At 53.8% G+C, this 21,127-nt stretch carries 19 protein-coding genes; 5 read left to right on the forward strand and 14 right to left on the reverse strand.

Going from position 1 to position 21,127, the window contains the following annotated elements:
* Positions 1-3 precede the first annotated feature (3 nt).
* Together HW115_RS00400 and HW115_RS00405 are read right to left on the reverse strand one after the other, a co-directional pair.
* A complete protein-coding gene (locus tag HW115_RS00400; protein WP_178930602.1) occupies positions 4-1,173 on the reverse strand; it encodes a 3-dehydroquinate synthase in 1,170 nt (389 codons plus the stop codon).
* A gap of 69 nt (positions 1,174-1,242) precedes the next feature.
* Positions 1,243-1,611: an ExbD/TolR family protein gene (locus HW115_RS00405; RefSeq protein ID WP_178930603.1), complete on the reverse strand. Its 369-nt coding sequence runs from the start codon at positions 1,609-1,611 to the stop codon at positions 1,243-1,245.
* Between the two features lie 178 nt (positions 1,612-1,789).
* On the opposite strand from HW115_RS00405, the gene HW115_RS00410 reads away from it, so the two are divergent.
* The 5 genes from HW115_RS00410 (at position 1,790) to HW115_RS00430 (ending at position 7,294) form a co-directional block, all read left to right on the forward strand.
* The gene (locus tag HW115_RS00410; protein ID WP_178931414.1) at positions 1,790-3,643 is read left to right on the forward strand and encodes a carbon starvation CstA family protein; all 1,854 of its coding nucleotides are present in this window, start codon (positions 1,790-1,792) and stop codon (positions 3,641-3,643) included.
* 81 nt (positions 3,644-3,724) lie between these two features.
* Entirely contained in the window at positions 3,725-4,408 is a 684-nt protein-coding gene (locus HW115_RS00415) for a hypothetical protein (protein WP_178930604.1), read from the forward strand.
* Between the two features lie 149 nt (positions 4,409-4,557).
* Positions 4,558-5,562: a biotin synthase BioB gene (gene bioB / locus HW115_RS00420; RefSeq protein ID WP_178930605.1), complete on the forward strand. Its 1,005-nt coding sequence runs from the start codon at positions 4,558-4,560 to the stop codon at positions 5,560-5,562.
* A gap of 20 nt (positions 5,563-5,582) precedes the next feature.
* Positions 5,583-6,830 (forward strand): beta-ketoacyl synthase N-terminal-like domain-containing protein, encoded by a 1,248-nt coding sequence (locus HW115_RS00425; protein WP_178930606.1) that lies wholly within the window; start codon positions 5,583-5,585, stop codon positions 6,828-6,830.
* A 20-nt stretch (positions 6,831-6,850) separates the two neighbouring features.
* Positions 6,851-7,294, forward strand: coding sequence for a L,D-transpeptidase (locus HW115_RS00430; protein ID WP_178930607.1), 444 nt, complete (start codon positions 6,851-6,853; stop codon positions 7,292-7,294).
* A gap of 24 nt (positions 7,295-7,318) precedes the next feature.
* Here the strand turns inward: HW115_RS00430 and HW115_RS00435 are convergent, their stop codons facing one another.
* The 12 genes from HW115_RS00435 to nuoD form a co-directional block, all read right to left on the reverse strand.
* Positions 7,319-8,761 (reverse strand): NADH-quinone oxidoreductase subunit N, encoded by a 1,443-nt coding sequence (locus tag HW115_RS00435; RefSeq protein WP_178930608.1) that lies wholly within the window; start codon positions 8,759-8,761, stop codon positions 7,319-7,321.
* A gap of 51 nt (positions 8,762-8,812) precedes the next feature.
* The gene (locus tag HW115_RS00440) at positions 8,813-10,249 is read right to left on the reverse strand and encodes a complex I subunit 4 family protein (RefSeq protein WP_178930609.1); all 1,437 of its coding nucleotides are present in this window, start codon (positions 10,247-10,249) and stop codon (positions 8,813-8,815) included.
* A gap of 127 nt (positions 10,250-10,376) precedes the next feature.
* Positions 10,377-12,209, reverse strand: coding sequence for an NADH-quinone oxidoreductase subunit L (gene nuoL / locus HW115_RS00445; protein ID WP_178930610.1), 1,833 nt, complete (start codon positions 12,207-12,209; stop codon positions 10,377-10,379).
* Between the two features lie 195 nt (positions 12,210-12,404).
* On the reverse strand, positions 12,405-12,728 hold the full coding sequence (gene nuoK, locus HW115_RS00450) for an NADH-quinone oxidoreductase subunit NuoK (RefSeq protein WP_178930611.1): 324 nt from the start codon (positions 12,726-12,728) through the stop codon (positions 12,405-12,407).
* A 56-nt stretch (positions 12,729-12,784) separates the two neighbouring features.
* Positions 12,785-13,354, reverse strand: a complete 570-nt coding sequence (locus HW115_RS00455; RefSeq protein WP_178930612.1) for an NADH-quinone oxidoreductase subunit J family protein — start codon at positions 13,352-13,354, stop codon at positions 12,785-12,787.
* Positions 13,355-13,472: 118 nt separating this feature from the next.
* Complete coding sequence (locus HW115_RS00460) at positions 13,473-14,039, reverse strand: 4Fe-4S binding protein (RefSeq protein WP_178930613.1); 567 nt, start codon at positions 14,037-14,039, stop codon at positions 13,473-13,475.
* A 116-nt stretch (positions 14,040-14,155) separates the two neighbouring features.
* Positions 14,156-15,280: a complex I subunit 1/NuoH family protein gene (locus tag HW115_RS00465; protein ID WP_178930614.1), complete on the reverse strand. Its 1,125-nt coding sequence runs from the start codon at positions 15,278-15,280 to the stop codon at positions 14,156-14,158.
* Between the two features lie 46 nt (positions 15,281-15,326).
* Positions 15,327-15,755 carry a GxxExxY protein gene (locus tag HW115_RS00470; RefSeq protein WP_178930615.1) on the reverse strand — a complete coding sequence of 143 codons (429 nt, stop codon included), beginning with the start codon at positions 15,753-15,755 and terminating at the stop codon, positions 15,327-15,329.
* Between the two features lie 59 nt (positions 15,756-15,814).
* Complete coding sequence (locus HW115_RS00475; RefSeq protein WP_178930616.1) at positions 15,815-17,566, reverse strand: NADH-quinone oxidoreductase subunit G; 1,752 nt, start codon at positions 17,564-17,566, stop codon at positions 15,815-15,817.
* A gap of 35 nt (positions 17,567-17,601) precedes the next feature.
* Positions 17,602-18,996, reverse strand: a complete 1,395-nt coding sequence (gene nuoF / locus HW115_RS00480; protein WP_178930617.1) for an NADH-quinone oxidoreductase subunit NuoF — start codon at positions 18,994-18,996, stop codon at positions 17,602-17,604.
* A gap of 12 nt (positions 18,997-19,008) precedes the next feature.
* Positions 19,009-19,539, reverse strand: coding sequence for an NADH-quinone oxidoreductase subunit NuoE family protein (locus HW115_RS00485; protein WP_178930618.1), 531 nt, complete (start codon positions 19,537-19,539; stop codon positions 19,009-19,011).
* A gap of 110 nt (positions 19,540-19,649) precedes the next feature.
* Positions 19,650-20,930 (reverse strand): NADH dehydrogenase (quinone) subunit D, encoded by a 1,281-nt coding sequence (nuoD, locus tag HW115_RS00490; protein WP_178930619.1) that lies wholly within the window; start codon positions 20,928-20,930, stop codon positions 19,650-19,652.
* Positions 20,931-21,127: the final 197 nt, after the last annotated feature.

Here is a 21,127-nt window from a genome sequence, read left to right on the forward strand (position 1 = left end):
CACTTACGCTCTGGCTTGCAGGGTGTGATGCGTTGCCAACCACTCGATGCATTCGTCGAGGAGTTCGGTGTCCATGTTGTGAACGTCTTCCCCCTGGCCAATCTCTTTAAGTAAAAGCACGGTGAGTTCTCCTCCCAGATGCTCGCGGAACTCTTCCAGGCCGGTGTAAATGGCTCGCTGAGGAGGCGTTGCCTGATCGCTTTGTAAATCCAAGGCGTCGTGCCAAATGGGCAGTTTCAGTTCTTGAAGAACGTGGAGGACGCGCATGGCGGCTGATTCGCTGAGTTTACCACATTTCCACGAGTAAATGGTGTCCAGAGCCACACCCACGCTGACAGCATCCGCATGGCTGAGTTTGAAGTTTGTGAGTTGCTCCATTTTGTGCGCAGCCCAATGACCGAAGTCGAGTGGGCGGCTGTTTCCTGTTTCGAAGGGGTCTCCACCGTAGGCAATGTGGGAGGCATGCAGCAGGGCGGAACGTTCGACCGCTTCCTCCAAGGTGTGAGGGTGAAGCTTGCTGAGTTGATGCGCGTTGTTTTCTATCCACTGGAAAAATGAAGCATCCTTGACCAGCGCCACTTTAACCGCCTCAACGATGCCGGCTTTGCGTTCCAGGGCAGGCTGACCGTGGATAAAACTGAAATCGTTGACCACGGCGTAGGGCACGGCGAAGGTGCCAAGGAAGTTTTTTTTGCCGTAGGCGTTGATGCCGTTCTTGACCCCTACGCCGCTGTCGTCCTGAGCCAGTGTGGTGGTGGGGAAGCGGACCAATCGAATCCCCCTGTGAGCGGTGGCTGCTGCGAGTCCGATCACATCCAGATAAGCTCCACCGCCGATGCAGAGGATGTATGAGTGGCGGTCGATACCTGCTTTTTCGATAGCGTCCCAGGCTTCTTGCAGTGTTTGCTGGTTGCGTTTGCAGGGTTCTCCTCCGGTTTGAATGATGCATCCGCGGGAGTCGAAGCCCGGCATGCATTCCATGTAGGTATTGACCTGTTGTTCAAGCCCTGGAAAGGTTTCAGCCACTCCACGGTCGATGAAGGCAATGACCTTTGCCCGGCCATTGGTATCCAGGAGGTCGATCAGCATGCGGTTTTCCCGTTGGAACGCGTCGCGGGTGAAGCGGATCCGGTGGGTGCTGCTGATGCGGATGTCGAAGTTTTTACCGTGCATGGAATGATGATACGTGAGTAGGGAGGGATATCTTAGACTTGATTTGCCGGAGATCAAATGGTCTGGGGATTAGGGGGCTTCGGGCTGAATGAAGGTGACGGCCGAAATATGGTGTTCAGCTAGTAGGTTAAGGACATCAACAACGCGTTGTTGTTTGACCTCGGCGGAGGCGCTTAATTGGACTTTTGGTTTTCCCTCGGCTGCTTTGACAGCCGCAGAGTAGGCTTCAAGTTTTGCTTTAAGGAGCGGGAGCTTTTGGTTTGCCGTATCGGCATCAAGCGTTTCTTTCTCGGCGCCTGTCCCCAAATAAATGACGCCCTTATCATCGATACTGATGACGAGAGGGGCGATTCCTTTGTTTTCCTCTTTTTCCTCTTGGCCTGCATGGATTTCAACCATTTCTTGAGGTTCGCGGTGTTCCATTTCGATGGGTTGCATGGCCAGTCCTCCGTTTATGGCCTGAACGAATAATCCGATCGAAAGCAGGCTCTGGTGACCATGAAGGCTGATGAGCAAAACAGGCAGGTGCATGCCCCTCTCTATCGTGATGGATAAATAGTCCAAGCGTAATCTTGTGATTGCTATTGCAGGTGTTCTTGTGTCAGGGTTTCCGGGTATGACAACACTGGCGATCGCGCTTGGAGCAATGGTTTTTTATTTGGTGGCGTACCATACCTATGGGCGGTGGTTGGGGCACAAGATTTTTCGTTTGAGTACAAGTGCTGAGGTTCCCTCGGTGGCTATGGAGGATGGGAAGGATTACGTTCCCACCAGCAAAGGGGTGGTGTTTGGGCATCATTTTACCTCAATTGCGGGAACCGGACCGATTGTCGGGCCGGCATTGGCTGTGATGTGGGGATGGCTTCCAGCGCTGCTCTGGGTTTTGTTTGGCTCGGTGTTCATTGGTGCGGTGCATGACTTGGGCGCTTTGGTGGTTTCGATGCGGAACCGGGGGCACACGGTTGGGGACATTGCCGGGCGGGTGATTTCTCCCAGAGTTCGAGTGTTGTTTCTACTCATCCTGTTTTTGGCTTTGACGATTGTTCTGGCTATTTTTGGTTTGGTGATTGCCTCGGTCTTCGAAACGTATCCGCAATCGATCGCTCCGTGTTTATTGCAGATTCCGCTGGCTGTGGCGATCGGGCTGTTGATTCACCGCAAAGGCGGAAACATCATGTGGGCTTCGCTTCTGGCCTTGGCTTTGATGTATCTATCGGTTGTCTACGGTAATGTAGGCTGGCTTGGCGAAATGAATACCTGGTTGAAAGCCCAGGGGGTGATGTGGTGGGTGTCGGTATTGTTGGTGTATTCGTATGTGGCCTCGGTATTGCCTGTCTGGGTGCTGCTTCAGCCCAGGGACTATATCAATGCCTTACAGCTTTTGGCCACGTTGGCCTTGGTTGTGATGGGCTTGGTGGTTGCCGGGGTGTTTGGAGGTGCTGTCGTTGATGGCATTCGACCGGAGTTGAAAATGGTGGCTCCGGCCGTGGAGTCGTCATTGGAGCTCAAGCAGGTGCCGGCGATTTTTCCGTTTTTGTTTATCACGATTGCTTGCGGGGCGATTTCGGGTTTCCACTGCCTTGTTTCATCCGGGACGTCATCGAAGCAGCTTCGTTGTGAGACGGATGCCCGGTTTGTCGGTTATGGTTCCATGTTGACCGAGGGGTTTCTCGCGGTGTTGGTCATTTTGGCCTGTGTTGCCGGTCTGGGATTAGGGATATCAGGTGCTGGCGGGGAGACCTTGCTTGGGACTGAAGCCTGGGACGCCCGCTACCAAGGATGGGGGAGCATGAACCTCGCGGCCAAAGTCGGAGCCTTTGTCGATGGTTCCGCCAATTTCCTCAAGGCGCTTGGCTTGTCCGCAGAATTTTCAACCGCTCTCATGGGGGTGTTTGTGGCATCCTTTGCCGCAACCACACTGGATACGGCATGTCGTCTGCAGCGGTATGTGGTGCAGGAGTTGGCAACATGCCTGATGCCGGCAGACGGAGTGCGTCGGCCGGGTGTTGGATTCCGTCGACCTTTGTCATGTTTGGCCAACAAACATGGCGCGACGATTTTTGCCATCGCGGTGGCGTGGTGGATGGCTTCTCTTCCCGGGGCTCCCGGAAAACCGGCGGGAACCGGCGGCTTGATACTGTGGCCACTTTTCGGGGCGACCAACCAGCTATTGGGGGGGCTTGCCTTTCTCGTGATCTTATTCTGGATGAAACGTCAGCGTATGCCGCTGTGGTTTCTTATCGTTCCCGCATTTTTGATGTTGGTATTGCCGGCCTGGGCGATGGCCCATCAGATATTTGTCCAGGCAGTGGGAGGAACCGAGAGTTGGATCGGGCAGCAGCGCTGGTTACTGGTCGGGATTGGCTTGCTTTCGTTGGTTCTCGAACTGTGGATGATTTTGGAAGCCGTCTGGGCGTGGAAGAAGCTGAAAGCTGGTGGGCTGGACGAGTCTCAGGAACGAGCGGAGTGAGCAAAATAAGGGCAGAAATTGATTGTTTGTCAGCGAGTTTACACTCGACACCCTCGTGCAAGTGTTGAGAATCTATGCCTCATGCGTGTACGACTACTCATTTTATTGATGCTGGGTCTGCTTGGCCTGGCAAATGCGGCTGAGCACCACGTCATCCTCTGTGGGGGGCCTGCTCTGCGGAAGTGGGAAAACTTACGGGTTGAGCGAGACCAGCACGACCGCTGGTGGGCTAATTTCATTCGGGCGTCCACCCTGAGGATGGTGGAAATTCGTCGAGCCTACGGCAAAGAGGCCAAGATTACCTGGATTGTATACCGCCCCGGTTATGTTGCCCGCGGTGCGGAAGACGGCAAGCCGTATACCAAGTGGATTACAGAACAAGCGACAAAGCGCAATGTCACCTTGCGCTGGGTGAGCAGCGGGAGTGCTGCCATCAGTGCGATCAACAACCATCCATCAAAATCGGTGGTCACATTTGATTTTTTCGGGCATTCGAATAAGTTCTGTTTCCTGCTCGACTACAGCTCCTACATCATGGGGGTGAGTAAAGCATGGATCCACCAGAACGAACTCGGAAAGATTCGGAGTAGCATTTTTGCCAGACATGCCCAGTGTCAAAGTTGGGGGTGTCACACCGGAGAAAGCATGAGTGCCGTTTGGAAACGCCAGACAGGTAAAACCCTGATCGGAGTGCGTGGAAAAACAAACTACGAAGCGGTCGGACAAGGGCGTATGCCCACGGTCAACGGCAGCTGGGTTCGTTAACACACTAAGCCTAAAACAGACACGAGACCGGGGTGATCTGACCGGATCTCACGCACCTCTCCGATTGTATCCTACTTCCCATTGATGCCTGCCTCAGCGGCACGCCATTCCATTTCCCATTATCAACTACATTTCCTACGCATAACGATATGAAATTCGAAGAACTCAACGAACTCTACAAACTCCCGTTTTTTGACCTGCTTCAGAAGGCCCGTGAATGTCACGTTGCCAACTGGCCGAAAAAAGAAATCCAACTCTGCACCTTGCTTTCCATCAAGACCGGTGGTTGCTCCGAGGATTGTTCCTATTGTTCGCAGTCGTCCCGTCACAGCTCCAACATTGAACGTGAGCCATTGATGGAAAAAGAAGCCGTCATGGAGCGTGCGCTCGCAGCACGCTCGAGTGGGGCGACCCGATTCTGTATGGGCGCAGCCTGGAAGGGGGTGCGTAAAAATACCAAAACCTTTGATGCGGTTCTCGATATCGTCAGTTCAGTCGCTGATCTCGGTATGGAAGTCTGCGTGACTCTTGGTGAACTCGGACCAGATGAGGCAAAGCAGCTCAAGGAGGCCGGGGTGACCGCTTATAACCATAACCTCGATACCTCACGCGAGCATTACCCGAACATCGTGACCTCGCATACCTACGACGACCGTCTGCAGACGATTCGCCACGCCCAGGATGCCGGAATGAGCGTTTGTTGTGGTGGTATCCTTGGTCTTGGCGAAACGGTAGAAGACCGCCTGAAAATGATCGAGGTGATTTCCGAATTCAACCCCCAGCCAGAGAGTGTGCCCATCAACTCACTGATGCCCATGCCGGGCACTCCACTTGCGGAAGCGCATTCGGTGGATATTTTCGAAGTCATCAAGATGGTGGCCATTGCCCGGATTGCGTGCCCGAAAGCCAAGGTGCGCTTGTCCGCAGGCCGCAGCCAGATGTCTGAGGAGGGACAATCGATGTGTTTCTTCGCCGGCGCCAACTCGATTTTCTACGGTGAGAAGCTACTGACCTCCGAGAACTCGGCGATCAAGAAGGACATTTCTCTGATCAACAAACTGGAAATCAACCCGCTTCAGCCCAACCCGGACATGGAGGCCCCTGAAGTCGAGTGTGACAAGGAGTTGTCACCTGCTCCATGCTGCGCTGAATAACTCATTCATCGCAACCAATCATGCACGTTGCCATCACGGGAATCGCTGCCGTCAGTGGGCTGGGTGAAAACCTGTCTGTCCATGCGCAGAGGATGGAGGCCGGAGAGAATGCTCTGCGGCCGCTATCCGCAATGCCTGGTGCCGACGCCCGTTATGAAGCTTTTGACGGTTTGCATGCCGGATGGATTGAGGACCGGGGGCTATTGGTGTCCCGAAAATGGGCACCGGGGTCCACGCTTTCGTTGCATGTGGCCCGACAGGCGATTGCGGATGCTGGCCTGACATCGGAAGACCTGGTGGACGCCGCTGTGATGGTGGGCAGTAGCCGGGGAAATGTCGGTGGTTGGGTTGGCCCGTGGCCCGGGCGCAGACCATTCAAGTTGATGGCTGCAAGTAACTCAATGCACGGTGAATTGGCATCGGCTGTGAGTATTGAGCTTGGGATTCGCGGTCCTTGGCAGGTGATTGCCAGTGGCTGTGCCGCGAGTCTGGATGCCATGGGTATGGCTTGGATGATGATCCGAACCGGAGTGGTTAAGCGTGCGATTGTTCTAGGGGTGGAGCTTCCATTGATTCCGGAAGTATTGCATACCTACGCCAAGACCGGAGTGCTTGCCACGAGCCCGGTGAATGACCCGTATTCGCCACAGGCTGGTGGATTTTTCCCCGGAGAAGCGGGGGCGGCCGTGGTGTTGGAATCGGTGACGGCACTGGCGGAGCGTCGCCGAGCCGCCGAGTCGTCTTACCCGGGTGGGCACGTGGATTCAGCAACAGATGAACAAAGTGTGGCGAAGTCTGTGCCTCTCATGACCGGGTTCTGGTGTAATTCTGATGCTGATTCTCCGATCGGTATGCCCAATGATGGCGCGGGCGTTCGCGATTGCGTAAAGCGGGCTGTGCAAGAGCTTGAGGGCGAGCCTCCGATAGCTGCGGTTTGCCCACATGCCAGTGGAACCTTGTTACATGGTATTGCCGAACTCGCAGCATTGCGTGAATCGTTACCACGGGATCAGCAGATTTCCTTACATCCTTTGAAACCCTACACGGGGCATACCGTTGGAGCCAGTGGTGTGCTGGATGCCGCGATCATGGCTCATTATCTTCGAAAGCAGGCGCTGCCTCCGAATTTACCGGGCTTGACCCCTCCAGGTGAGCCGTATGACCTGAGCTCCCGACCTCTCGACTCACAAGGTGCGACGGTGATGAAAATTGCCGTTGGCATGGGCGGTCATAATTCGGTGATTGCCATGCGTTCTCCTTCTTTGTGATTGTTCATTCATCGAGTGATATGCCGATCCGTGTCTCCATCCGTGACCAGCGTCTGAGATTGTTCTCTGGGAGCCAGCTCGTGCGGGAGTATGTGATCTCGAGCGCTGCCAATGGAACGGGCTTCGAAGAAGGGAGTTACTGCACACCGATGGGACGCTTTGAAATCAGCGAAATGATTGGAGCCGAAGAACCAGAAGGTACGATTTTTCGAGCACGTGAAGCGGTTGGGCTCTGGGATGGATCGTCAGACGGAGGCGATCTGGTTTTGTCCCGGATATTGTGGCTGCATGGATTGGATGCCGACAATGCGAATACCAAAAGCCGCTATATTTATATTCACGGAACGAACCATGAGGATCGTCTCGGGATTCCCGCAAGCTGTGGATGCATCCGTATGTCCAACGAGGATGTGATCGATCTTTTTGATCGTGTACAGCCAGGTGAACGCGTTGAGATCCTTTGAGCCGGAGGGAATGGACAAATGGTCTTACTGTCCGAGTAGGCAGATAATCGGCTGGGGGAAGATGCCGATTATCACGATGGCGGCCGTCAGCGTGATGAGAACCGCCTTGGTGATACTCGGAATGGTCAGCGCTTTTTCATTGCGTGCCGCATTCCAATACATGGCTTTAACCACCTTGAGGTAGTAGTAGAATCCGGCAGCCACGCAGATGAAGGCAATGGTGATCACACACCAGGAGACAGCTTGAGGTTGCGCTGTCAGGGCGGCTTTGAAGATGAAAAATTTCCCCCAGAAACCGGCGGTCAGCGGAATGCCGGCCATGGCGGCCATGGTGATCGTGGTTGCTGCTGCGAGGAGTGGGTTGCGTTGACCGAGCCCGTCAAAGGCTTCGATGGCATCGCTGTCCTCCTGGTTGCGAACCAAGGCAAGGATGAAGAAGGCGGAAAAGGTCATGACCAGATAGGTTGCCAGATAGAAAGAAACCGCGGTGATATCGTAGCAAGCGATGCCGATGGTGAGGAAGCCTGCGTGTGCGATGGAGGAGTATCCGAGCAAGCGCTTGAAGTTGGATTGTTTGATGGCTCCGAGGTTTCCGTAAAGCAAGGTGGCTCCCGCCATGATCGACAGAATCAGGAATACCTGAGCCTGGGTAGGGGCATCGGCTTCGAGGAAAGGGTTGAGAATTTTCCACATCACAATGAATCCAGCCGCTTTGGAGGCTACCGAGAGATAGGCGGTGATCGGAGTGGGGGCACCTTGATATACGTCCGGAATCCAGAGCTGCATCGGCACGGCACCGATTTTGAATCCGAGGGCTATGATCATCAGAGCGAGACCGAAGAGCAGGAAACTGAGGTTGAGGTCCTGGGATGCGAGAGCTGTAGGAATGAGTGCAAGGTCGGTGGTTCCCAGTGACCCGTAGACCCAGGCGATACCGTAGACAAGGAAGCCGGTGGACAGCCCGCCGAGGATTAGATATTTGACCCCGGCTTCAAGTGAGCCAACGTTGCGGCGCATGTAGGCAACCAGCACGTAGAAGGTAATCGTGACCAATTCCAGAGCGACAAAGATGGAGACCAGATCTTTGGCTGAGGCCATCCACATCAAGCCGGCACAGGCAAAGACAGGGAGGCAGAAAAATTCCCCCATACTCTCTTCACTGCGGTCGCCACAGGTGAAACGGGCAAGAATCTTGCGGAAGTCGAATGCCATCAGCAGGACCAGAATGGTGCTGACCAGTGCGATCAGTTTGTAGAATCTGGCGAGAGCATCATAGGCGTAAAAACGAGACATCCACGAAGGAACCTCGGCATGTAAGGGGGCGGTGCATTGGAGTAGGAGAATGACCGTCAACCCTGCTGCGGCGATCAAAGCGATACGCGATTTCTTGCCATCGGTGAAGGCTTCGAACATCAGTAGGAAGACACCAAATGCAACGGTGAGGAATTCGAGGTAGTGAGCTTGCATGGTGGGAAAGAGTGATTGGAAAATACAGAATCGGATAAGGCCTGGCTGGACTTATTGTTGAGGAAGGAATTGAAGGATGATTTGCGGGTAAATGCCCACGATGAGTAGCACGGCGCCCAGCATGTAGGATGGGATTTTACCGCAGAGGCTGAGGTCACTGGCATCTTCGGTGGATTTGACCAGTGGGCCTTGGAAGCAGTCGCGGTAGGCTCGTAGAACATAGACGGCGGAGATGACCACCCCCCAGAGGGCGATGATGGTGGTTATCTGGACCAGCCCCAGAGGTTCTCCTGCCTTCCAGCTGGCAAAGCCGGCGAGGAAGACCATGATTTCGCCTGCAAAGTTGGCCAGGCCTGGCAGTCCGATGGATGCCATCCCGGCGAGACCGAAGATGAATGCCAGTGCCGGAGCCTTTTTGGCAAGTCCTCCAAGTTGATTGATTTCGAGGGTCCCGGTTTTTTCTTCGACCACGGAACTCAATGAGAACAGGAGAGCGATGGAGATACCGTGGGCAAACATCAGCAGCACAGCCGCGGGTTCGGCGATCTGGTTGCTAGGATCGGCAGCCAGTGCTGCGATGGCGAGGAAGATATAGCCCATGTGCATCACCGAGGAATTACCGAACATCAGGTCGAGTCGTTTCTGGTTGATGGTAACCAAGCCTACCCAGATGATGTTGCCCAGCAGTAGTGAGCAGAGCAGTGGCAACCAGTGGGCCATGCCATCGGGGGCGACATTCATGCCCACGACCAGCAGTCCGTAGAGACCGAATTTTTTAAGCACTCCGGCATGCAGCATGGAGACTGGAGCCGGGGCACTGGCGTATGCCGGAGCAGCCCATGAGTGCAGAGGGAAGAGGGAGATCAGCGTGCCAAAGCCAATAATAAGAAGTAGGGCGATGGTCTTCTGGGCCTCGAGTGGAACTTTGGCGTTAGCGAGGTCGGCCATGGCGAAGCTACCGGCGTGGTAGGTGGCCAGCAGGAGACCGGCGAGTAAAACAATCGATCCAAACGCGAGGTAGATGGTGATTTTCCAGGCAACTTGTTTACGCTCTCCCCGACCGAGGATGCCGATCATCAGAAAGGTGGGGATCAGTGCGAGTTCGTGGAAGGCATAGAAGAAAAAGACGTCGGTGGAGAGGAAGGCTCCGATGCATCCGGCAGCGATGAACAGGGTGCTTGAAAACCAAAGTTTTTCACGACCTTCCGGGCATTTGCCGGAATACACGGCGGCCAGGGTGATCAACACGCTGAGAAGCAGCATCACGGCCGAAGCTCCACTGCTGTGAAATCCGAGGCTGAGGTTGATTTCAGGATCTGCAAGAACCTGGAATCCGGTGTTCCAGTTTGGACTGGACGCATTCATCAGGGGGAAGGATGCCAGCACGATGTTGCCGAGGGCCGCCGCCAAGGCGGTCTTGCGGGCTGGAGCACCGCAAAGAATGGCGATGGCTGCGAGCAGTGGTAGAAGAATGAGAGTAAAGAGCATGGTTGTTTTCTATTGAGGCCTGCGGCGCAGACTGGATGAACAAGATTGTCTTTGGACGATTTACAGGGTTTTGTTTGAGGTGTTGGCGTGAGTTGATGATTCTTGAATCTTCTTGTCTTGTATCTCTTTAGGCAAAAACAGTGAAGTAAATGACGAGTAGAACACCTACAGCCATGAGAGCCGCATAGTGGCTCAGACTTCCGTCCTGAATGTAACGACGGAAGAAATTGCCAGTTCCCGCAGCACAGCGTGAGAGGCCGCCGACAATCAGGCCGTCGATCACAAACTCATCGATGAAGTGAATGATCATGGCAACGCAGTCCTGAGCCACCTTGACCACGGTCGAGTAGATTTCGTCCAGATAGAATTTATTCTCGAATAGCGGAATGTGGATGGGGTCCTTGTCCTTGCCGAAATAGAGGACATAGGCGGCACCCGCACCGAGGATGAGGGCGATCAATGAGCAGATGAGCTCGATGCCGACGCTTGGAAGGTAGTGCAGAGGCATGTTCCATTCAGGAGCGACCGGGAAAATCTTGACGATGAAGGGGGAAACCAGAGCCATCAGTCCGAGCAGCATGAGAGGTAAGGTCATGATCAGCGGAGCTTCTTTGGCTTCTTCCGCTCCGTGGGCTCGAGGCTTTCCGAGGAAGGCGATGAAGAAGAGTCGGAGCATGTAGAAGGTAGTCAGGGCTGCGACGCCAACGGCGATCAAGAAGAAAATCATTTTATCGGCCACTACAGCAGCGTGGAGAATGCCTTCCTTGGAGTAGAATCCGGAAGTGAAGGGCACGGCGGTCAGAGCTGCGGTTCCGATGAGGAAAGTCATGCCGGTGATGGGCATTTTTTTCCACAGACCTCCCATTTTCCAGATGTCTTGTTCGTGATGGCAGGCGTAGATCACGGCTCCGGATCCAAGGAAGAGAAGCGCCTTGAACCAAGCGTGGGTGAAGAGGTGGAACATTCCGGATTCAGGTGCCAGCAAGCCGACAGCCATGACCATGTAGCCGAGCTGCGACAGGGTGGAGTAAGCCAGGATCTTTTTGATGTCGTTTTGCTGGGTGGCCATTAAGGCGGCGAGCAGAGCGGTGAGGCCTCCCACCCAGGCGATGGTGTTGGCACTCCAGACAGGGACGATATCCGTGAGGGCCATGCCCTCGGGGGTGATGGAGAGGAAGAGTCGGGCCATCATGTAGACACCGGCAGCCACCATGGTGGCTGCGTGGATCAAGGCGGATACCGGAGTAGGGCCTTCCATCGCGTCCGGCAACCAGACGTGGAGCGGAAGCTGGGCGGATTTACCAATCGCTCCGCAGAAGATCAGCAGGATGATGCTGCCGACGAGGCACGGGTCACCCAGAGCGGTCAGTTTAGATCCATCCATCTCAGGCGATGAAAAAACGAGTGTTCCCATGACACCCCAGAGCATCAGGATACCGATCATGAAGCCGAAGTCGCCAATCCGGTTGGTGAGAAAGGCTTTTTTAGCGGCATCTGCAGCACTGTCTTTCTGATACCAATGACCGATCAAGAGATAAGAACTCAAGCCAACCAGCTCCCAGAAGATGAACATCATGATGAAGTTGGATGCCAGAACGATACCGGTCATCGAAAACATGAAGATGGAAAGGCCTGAAAAGTAGCGGGCTTTGGCTTCATCATCCTTCATATAACCAAGCGAGAAAATGTGTACCAGCATACCGATGCCAGTGACCACGATCATCATCCCGGTGGAGAGTTGGTCGAGTTGGAAGCCGATATCAAAGGTGTAGTTGCCCACTGTGATCCAGGGGATCGTGTCACCAGCGGTTCCTCCCAGAAGGTTGAGGGAGAAGATAAAGGTGAGGATGACGGATGCCGTCGAGAGGTAAGCCGAGGCATCGGCCTTGCGTTTCAGCCCGAGCTGAATAATCGCGGCGCTAGCCAAAGGGAGGATGAAAAGTAACCAGGTTGGATTCATTTTTCGATAGAATTATTATGGAGAGAGTTTTGGAGTGCGGTGGCTTGACACCGCTATTGGCAGTGTCGCACTCATGAGTAGTGCGGATGAGGAAGTCTTGTTGCCTTGGTTTTAGGCGGGGGGATGAGATTGGTGGATGAAGAGTTGATTGGTAGCAATGGAAAGCGGTGTCGAGCCACCGCACTCCAAGTCTGTTTATCCCTTGAGCGTTGTAAGTTGATCGGTGTTGATCGTTTGTCTGGCTCGGTAGAGGGAGACGATGATGGCGAGCCCCAGGGCCACTTCGGCTGCAGCCACGGTGATGACAAAAAAGACGAGCATTTGGCCGTCGTAGTCGGGGAGCCCTTTGACTGTATTGAAACGGGAAAAGGCAACCAGTGTGAGCGAAGCAGCAGCAAGCATCATTTCGAGGCACATAAAGATGACGATGATGTTGCGCCGGATGATGACTCCGCCAAGGCCGATGGCGAAGAGGAGGCCGGAGAAAAACAGATATTCGTTAAGCGTAGGAGTGGGCATAGGGTTATCCGTTATGAATGAATAATGAGGATAGGTTCGGCTCGGGTGTGCCGAGGTTAATCAGAGGATTTGTTGGATGTTTTTTTCGAAAGGGTAACGCAACCAACCGTCGCAGAGAGGAGGAGAACGGCAATCACCTGAAGCGGGAAATTGTAGTCCTTGTAGAGTTTTTGTCCGATCAGATGCACATCGGGCAGGCGCTCTGTTTTGAGTTTTTTGTGAATGATACTTTCTTCGGGGTAATCATCGACCGTTTCGGTGAAATTGAGTTCGGGGGCGGTGGGGGACGTTTGCTCGGTCATGAGAACTCCAGCCAGTTGAAGCATGAAGACCGACGGAAGAAGGATACCGATAAAAAGAACCAAGCCATTGTGGTGGATTTTTTCCTCCTTTTTCAGATCGAGCAGCATGATGATGAAAATAAACAAAACCATGATGGCTCCTGCATAAACCAGGATTTGCAGAATCCCGACGAGATACGCGTTCAGTCCGGTGAAAATACCGGCAAGGCCCAGAAAACTAAGCACCATTGCCAAGGCACTCGATACCGGGTTGCGCAGGAGCACAACCATCAGACCGCCGGCAATCATCATCGCGGCGAAAATATAGAAAATTGGTGAGATCATCGTATGGGAAGTGGAAGGTGGAATGCCTGCGGGGCAGACAGGATTAACATGATTTTATGAGATTTACGGGAAGTTTCAGTGGAGAGTGCTTGGATCTTCTATCTTGAGTTCTTCTATCTTACTTGAGCTCATTCCACTTGTTGACAAGGCCTTCGCGAACGCCTCCGATTTCGTAGAGTTTCTCTTTGTCGTGAACCATCTCTTTGCGGTCGAGCCCGATGACGAGGTAATCTTTGCGGAGGAAGATCGCTTGTTCCGGGCAGACTTCTTCGCACATGCCGCAGTAAATGCAGCGAGTCATATCGATATCGAATTCCTGAGGTCGTTTTTCGACTTTTGCCCATGGATCATCGGATTCGATTTCTCCCGGAGTGATGGCGATGGCTTTGGGTGGGCAGATGAATTCGCAGAGTTGGCAGGACACGCAACGCTCCCGTCCTTGTTCATCGGTCACCAGTGCCGGGGTTCCACGGTAGTATTCCGGAAGGTGGTCATCCCAGCGGGTTTCCGGATATTGCATGGTTACGCCGGTTCCCGAGCCGTTGAAATTTTCAGCTCCCGGAGTTTTTCCGCGCATCGAATTGATGGCGTGTTTCAGGGTGATGGCCAATCCCTTGAAAACTGCAGGCAGATAGAGTTTTTCCATCAGCGTGAGCTTGGGGCGGGTAAGTTTTTTAACTGGCATTTTTATGGAAATTTGATGCCTGCGGCGCAGACAGGATTAACTGGATGTGTGATGGCGATCAGGAGGGGAGTGGAAGTTTTTGATGTCTTGGATCTTCTATCTTGCAGTCTTGAATCTTAGTTGCAAAGCATGATGATGCCAGCCGTGATGAAGATGTTAACCAGTGCCAATTCGAAGAAAACGATCCAGCCTAGTTTCATCAATTGGTCGTAACGGAAGCGGGGGACGGTCCAACGCACCCAGATGAAGAAAATAATAAAGGCAATCACCTTCGCGAGGAAGATAAGGATGTGGATCAGTCCTCCCCATGCCAGTTCGTTGATCATGGCATCCAGTCCAAAGCCTGCCGACCAGCCACCGAAGAAGAGGGTGACAATCACTGCAGAACCAACAACCATGGCGGCATATTCACCGAGGAAAAACAGAGCGAATTTCATCGAAGAGTATTCCGTGTGGTATCCGCCGACGAGTTCGGTTTCGCATTCAGGAAGGTCAAAAGGCATACGATTGGTTTCGGCAAAGATGGAAGTGGTGAAGACCACAAAAGAGATGCCGAGCGGGATCAGCAGGAGCCAGCGCTCCATACTCAAGCCTTCACCCCAGAGGGGTAACAAGAGCCAACCGTTGTCGGCCTGTTGTTGCACGATATCAGAAAGGTTGAGCTGACCAAAGATCATCAGAACCGGAATGACTGAGAGACCGAGGGCAATTTCATAGGAAATCATCTGGGCGCACGAGCGGACACCTCCGAGGAAGGAGTATTTGTTGTTGGATGCCCAACCGGCGAAGGTGATGCCGTAAACACTGAGTGAAGCGATGGCAAAAACAAAGAGTGGGCCGGCATCGATGTCGGCAATGACAAGTTTGATTTCTTCTCCGAAGAGCGTGATGCTGCTGCCGAAGGGGATGATGCAGATGCAGAGGAATGCCGGGGCGGCGGTGAGTGCCGGAGCAATCCAGAAGAAAAACTTACGGACATGTGCCGGGACAAAGTCCTCTTTGAGGAAGGCCTTGAATCCGTCCGCCAGCGGTTGCAGCAGACCTGCGAGATGGATGTCCTTTTTTCCTCCGAATAAGGTGAGCGGGATACCCACACGGTTGGGGCCGACCCGGTCTTGGATAATCGAGGAAACCCGGCGTTCAGCATACGTGGAATAGGCAATGATCGGCAGGGTGCAGACAAAGGTGAACACAACAATCTTCACTGCTGTGCTGAGGATGAGGATAAGAAGAGGATCCATGGGTAGTGGAATTGATGCCTGCGGCGCAGACAGGATTTCAAGAGGATTAAGGATTTACAGGATGATCGGGTGAGCGTTGATGTAATCTGACAGCTTGAGAAGGGGGCTTTTTGTAAGTCTTGTATTTTCTTTTAATTTGAAGGCTAGGGGCTCCAAAGTTGAGTAAGAGACCTAAATCGATATCAGTGGCTTTAAGATAGTTAACAACTTGGGTTTCGTGTATCGGTAACAGGTTTTCGATAGCTTTGAGTTCAAGGATGAGATGGTCGGATATCTTGAAGTCTGCCTTGAATTCACCGATGATTTTGTTGTCGTAGAGAACATCGATTTTGGCTTCTCGAGTGTATGTGATTTTTGTTTTTTCTAATTCATGGGCTAATGCGTTAGCGTAGACACTCTCCAGAAACCCGGCACCAAGCGCTCTATGAACTTTCATAGCGCATCCAATGATGGTTTCAGTGGTTTTGTCTTCCATGCAATTTTTATCTCATTTGTTTGAAAATCTTGTAATCCTGTCAGCGCCGCAGGCATCGTTTAACCGACGATCTCACCGTTGGCGCGGCGTTGGTTTTCGCGTTCGACCAAGGGGATGGTGACGCCTGTTTCAGTGATGACCTGACCGAGGTCGGGGATGCTGGCAAGTTTGATTTCTTGGAATTCATCCACCGTGTTGGCCAGAGTTTCAAAGACGGCGTCGATGCTGCCAGGTCCCTCATGCGGGGCATCTCCACTCAGGGCGAGAATGAGGTCGGTAATGATTTCCCAATCACTGCGTGCGTCTCCGGGAGGGACACAGGCTGCGTTGAGTTTTTGTAAGCGTCCGGTGACGTTGACCATGCTTCCTCGTTTTTCGGCGGGGGCGGCACCGGGAAGAACCATGTCGGCCGCCTGGGCGGTGGCACTTGTTTGGTGATCGATGACAATCAGCAACTCCAGTGCCCGAAGGTCGTCTTCGGTGAAGCTGGCCGCTTCAAGTAGATCTTCGCTGGCAACGACGAGGGCTTTGGTTTTTCCGTCGCGGATGTTGCCGAGAATGTGACACAGACTCGCTCCCGGATCGTCACTCGCAAGGACGAGTTTGGCTCCGGTCGTGTTGGGATTGCGATCGGAAGAAATCAGCATATCGTCGGATTCTTGCAAGCGGCTGACGATGCCGATTTGCTCGGTTTCCAATTCCGCGGCGAGAGTGCGCATCATCAGGAGCTCTTCGTTGGTCTGGCGACCTGAGGCGATGACGGCAATTTCACTTGGGTCAAATTGCTTGAGGGCGTCGGCGGCTCCACGGATGCTTTGATTCCAGCAGGTTTCCTCGTGAATGCCATCGGCCTTGATCAGCGGGGCCGTGAGTCGGGTTTCATCGGTCGGGCAAGAATAGGAAAGGCGGTGGCTGTCCGGCATCCAGCATGAGTTGACATCATCGTTTTGGCGCGGGGTGATACGGAAGATTTTGTTGCCGCGGGTCCAGATGGAAATATTGGTTCCGGTTCCACAATGGGTGTCGATGCTAGGAGTCTCCTTGAGGAACCAAGTGCGCATCTTGAATCGGAAGTCGTTACTGGTCAGGGCTCCGACGGGGCAGAGATCGACGGTGTTGAGTCCGTAGTTATTGCTGAGTTCGCGGCCTGGATAGACGCCTACGGTCGTGTGGGTTCCCCGGTCAGAGAATCCGAGCACGGGCTCGTGCGCCACTTCGTCCATAAAGCGGATGCAGCGGGAGCACATGATGCAGCGCTCGTCGTCGAGGGTGATGCGTGGGCCGATCTTGACGTTTTTCGGCTTTTTCACCTTGTCCTCTTTGAATCGTGACTCGCCTTGTCCATGTTCAACGGAAAACTCCTGGAGACGACATTCGCCAGCTTTATCGCAGATCGGGCAGTCGAGCGGGTGGTTGATCAGGAGAAACTCAAGGACGTTCTCTCTGGATTTTTTGATCGCATCGGTATTGGTGCGGATCCCCATATTTTCGGCCACGGTGTTGGCGCAGGCGATGACCGGGCGGGGCATCCATGAAATTTCCTGGTAGCCGTCGTCTTGATAGGCAGGGTCGGCTCCCGGGGCGGGCCTTGGGGGCATGCCCATCTGGACCATACACATCCGGCAGTTGCCCGGAGACGACAATTTGGGATGGTAGCAGTAGTGGGGGACTTCTTTTTCCGCTATTTTGCATGCCTCGATCATCCGGGTGCCGCGAGGCACCTGGATCCAGTGGCCATCAATTTGGACGTTGACCATGCCCTTTTCAGCGGCGATGTCTTTGGGGCGGGGAGATGTTTCTGTGGAGCTCATTTTGTGATGGGTCTTATAGGTCCTATAGAACTCATTTATTGGCTGATGTATTTCATCTGCTGCTTGGCTTCAGCGGAGATGAATTCGTTGTCTTCGGAGGTTTCCGACGTCAGTTCATCGCGGAACTTGTCGATGATGGCTTCGACTGGCCAGGATGAGGCTTCACCAAAGGCGCAGACGGTTTTGCCGTCGATTTGGTAGGCGACCTCTTCGAGGGTGGTGATGTCTTCCGGGGTGGCCTGGCCGTTGGCAATGCGGTCGGAGATCTTTTTCATCCAGCCGTTTCCTTCGCGGCATGGGGTGCATTGGCCGCAGGATTCATGGGCGTAGAAGTGGTTCAGGTTGTTGAGCACCCAGGACATTTTACGGGAGTCGTCCATGACGATGACTCCTCCGGATCCTGCCATGGAGCCACAAGCGGCGATGGTGTCGAAATCCATCGGGATATCAAAGAAGCCGAGTTCTTTTTTATCTTCCCCCTGGCCGATGCTGTAGCTGTCGTCACAGCGCATGATCTTGGCTGATGACCCGCCGGGAATCACGGCCTTGAAGCTGCGCCCCTCCTTGGGGCCGCCGCAGACGTCATTGAGCAGTTCGCCCATGGTGATTTTTCCAACTTCTACTTCGTAGTAGCCTGGTTTTTGAACATCGCCGGAGACACAGAGGATGCGGGTGCCTGTGTTGCGGGCGACTCCGAGTTTGGCGTATTCCTCACCACCCATCCGGATGATGTGTTTGACATGGCAGAGGGATTCAACGTTGTTGACGATGGTCGGGGCCATGTAAAGGCCGAGAGCTGCCGGGAAATAGGGTGGTTTGATTCGTGGGTAGGGGCGTTTGCCTTCCAGCGATTCGATCAAGCCGGTTTCCTCACCACAAATGTAAGCTCCTGCTCCACGGTGAACGTAGATTTCGAGATTGAAGCCTGATCCGAGGATGTTTTCTCCGACAAAATGCTTTGCTTTGGCCTCGGCGATGGCTTGTTCCATGATCTGAGCTCCCTCGGGAAACTCTTCCCGCATGTAGATATAGGCGGTGTGGGCTCCAACCGCAAAGGCGGAAATAACCATGCCTTCGATCAGTTGGTGCGGGTCCTGGTGGACAATGTAACGGTCCTTGAATGTTCCTGGCTCGGACTCGTCACAGTTACAGATGAGATAGACTGGCTTGGTGTTGTTGGGTGGGATGAACCCCCACTTGATACCGGTGGGGAAGCCGGCTCCACCTCGGCCGCGGAGGCCTGAGGTCTTGACTTCATTGGTGATGGCTTGAGGTTCCATGCCGAGCGCCTGCTTCAGCTGATCATAACCGCCATCCTTGAGGTAGCAATCAATGGACGTATCCCAACCGGAGCGGTCGACATTTTTGAAGATGAGTCGGTGCTCGCAGGGGTGAGGCTCTTTGCCCGGAATGTAGGTGATTTCACTCATGTTGAAAGTGGTTTAGCCTTTGTATTGATTGAGGAGAGCTTCGGCCTTTTCAGGGGCGACAGCTTCGTGGAAGTCATCATTGACCAGGCAGACCGGCCCGGTTCCGCAGGACGCGAGGCACTCGGCATATTCGACCGACCACTGCCCACAGGGGGAAACGGCGACCGGGTTGTGGTGAGAGTCTGAGTTGGAGCGGTCGATGCCGGTCAGTTCACAAATGCGCTCCATGAGTTCGGCGGACCCGGCCATGGCGCAGGAGAGGGTGCGGCAAATACGGAAGTGATACTTTCCGGGCGCGCTTTCACGGAAGCCGGGGTAGAAGGAGACCACTTCAAATACCTGCATCGGTTCAAGTCCCAGTTTGCCAGCGATCCACTCAGTGGCCTCTTTGTTGATAAAACCAAACTGATGTTGGATGATATGCAGCAGGGGGAGAACCGCTGAACGTTTTTTGTCGTCCGGATACTGGGCAATACGTTTGTCAGCCTCCGCATCGATCTCAGCAGTAATTACAAAGGGCGGAAAAGTGGATGTGGTTTCCATTTCTAGGATGTTTTTTGCCTGCTGAGCAGACAGGGTTGACAGGTTTCTGTAAGATTTCCTGATGATTCAGGGGGAGTGGGTCTTGATCTTTTTTTGCGGTCTGGTTTCTGCTACCTGTCACATTCGCCGAGCACGAAGTCGAGAGAGCCGAGGATGGCCGGGACATCGGAGACCATGTGTCCTGGGATCATGTGGTCGAGGATGGACAAACTGACAAAGGATGGGGAGCGGATTTTCATGCGGTGGGGGACACCGCCTCCTTTGGAATGAATATAAAATCCAAGTTCTCCCTTCGGGTTTTCAGCGCCGAAGTAGACTTCACCGGCCGGGGCTTCAATCCCCTGGGTTGCGATGATAAAGTGGTGAATGAGCTCCTCCATGTTGGTCAGCACCTTGTCTTTTGCCGGGAGCATGTTCTTGCTGTCTGCGACGTTCACCGGGCCTTCGGGCATGTCGGCAATGATTTGGCGCAAAATGCGGATGGACTGGCGCATTTCTTCCATACGGACGAGATAGCGGTCGTAGGAGTCTCCGTTTTCACCGATTGGCACATCAAAGTCATACTGGTCGTATCCGAGGTAGGGGCTGTCTTTGCGGAGGTCGCGGGCGACTCCCGACCCTCTCAGGTTGGGGCCCGTCAGGCCCCAGGAAATGGCATCCTCTTTGGCGATGGTTCCGATATCGCACATCCGGATCATGTAGATCTTATTGCGGTCGAGTAATTGGGAAATCTCATCGATTGATTTTTCGCACTCGTCACAGAACTTGGCGAGGTTGTTGAGGAATCCGTCGGGGAGATCCCGGATTTGGCCGCCAACACGGGTATAAGAGGTGGTGAATCGCGCGCCGGTGAGTTGTTCGCAAAGGTTGTGGGTTTTTTCTCTTTCCGTGTAGCTATAGAGGAAAACCGTCATCGCTCCAACGTCCATAGCGCAGACCCCAACGCCGAGCATGTGCGAGGAGATACGGGCAAGTTCGCAGCAAATGACCCGGATGGCCTCGCCACGGGGGGGGAGTTTCCAGCCCATGAGTTTTTCCACCGCACAGGTGTAAGCCACGTTGTTGGCGAGTGGCGCCAGGTAGTCCAATCGGTCGGTGTAGGGGACAAACTGGTTGTAGTGCATGTTTTCGGCGATTTTTTCGTCGCCCCGGTGCAGGAACCCGATATCGGGTTGGCACTTGGTGACTTTTTCGCCATCGAGTTCGAGGATGAGACGCAGCACTCCGTGGGTTGCAGGGTGCGAAGGCCCCATGTTGAGCACCATTTTTTCACCGAGGATGTCCTGGGTTTCCGCCTGGTAATCGTCTTGGGTGGATTGCTGCTGGGCAGCGTCGAGCCCTGCCTGCGTTTTGGCAGCGGTGTCGGGGACTTGGTATTCCTGCGAATTCATGAGATTGAGACGAGGAAAAGGAGGGCCAAAACCGCCTCATAAGCAAGTCATTTGTTAAGCTTTTTTGTAAGAATCGGAGCCTTCTAGACGTGCATCGAGAGGTGGTCGTGACAGATGGGTGAAAAATAATTCCACAATAGTTAAAAAACTTTCAAAATGGGGGTTGCAATTTTCTTCGGTCTCTGCTTTTTTGCGCG

It is taken from the genome of Oceaniferula marina (assembly GCF_013391475.1).
Lineage (GTDB): Bacteria > Verrucomicrobiota > Verrucomicrobiia > Verrucomicrobiales > Akkermansiaceae > Oceaniferula > Oceaniferula marina.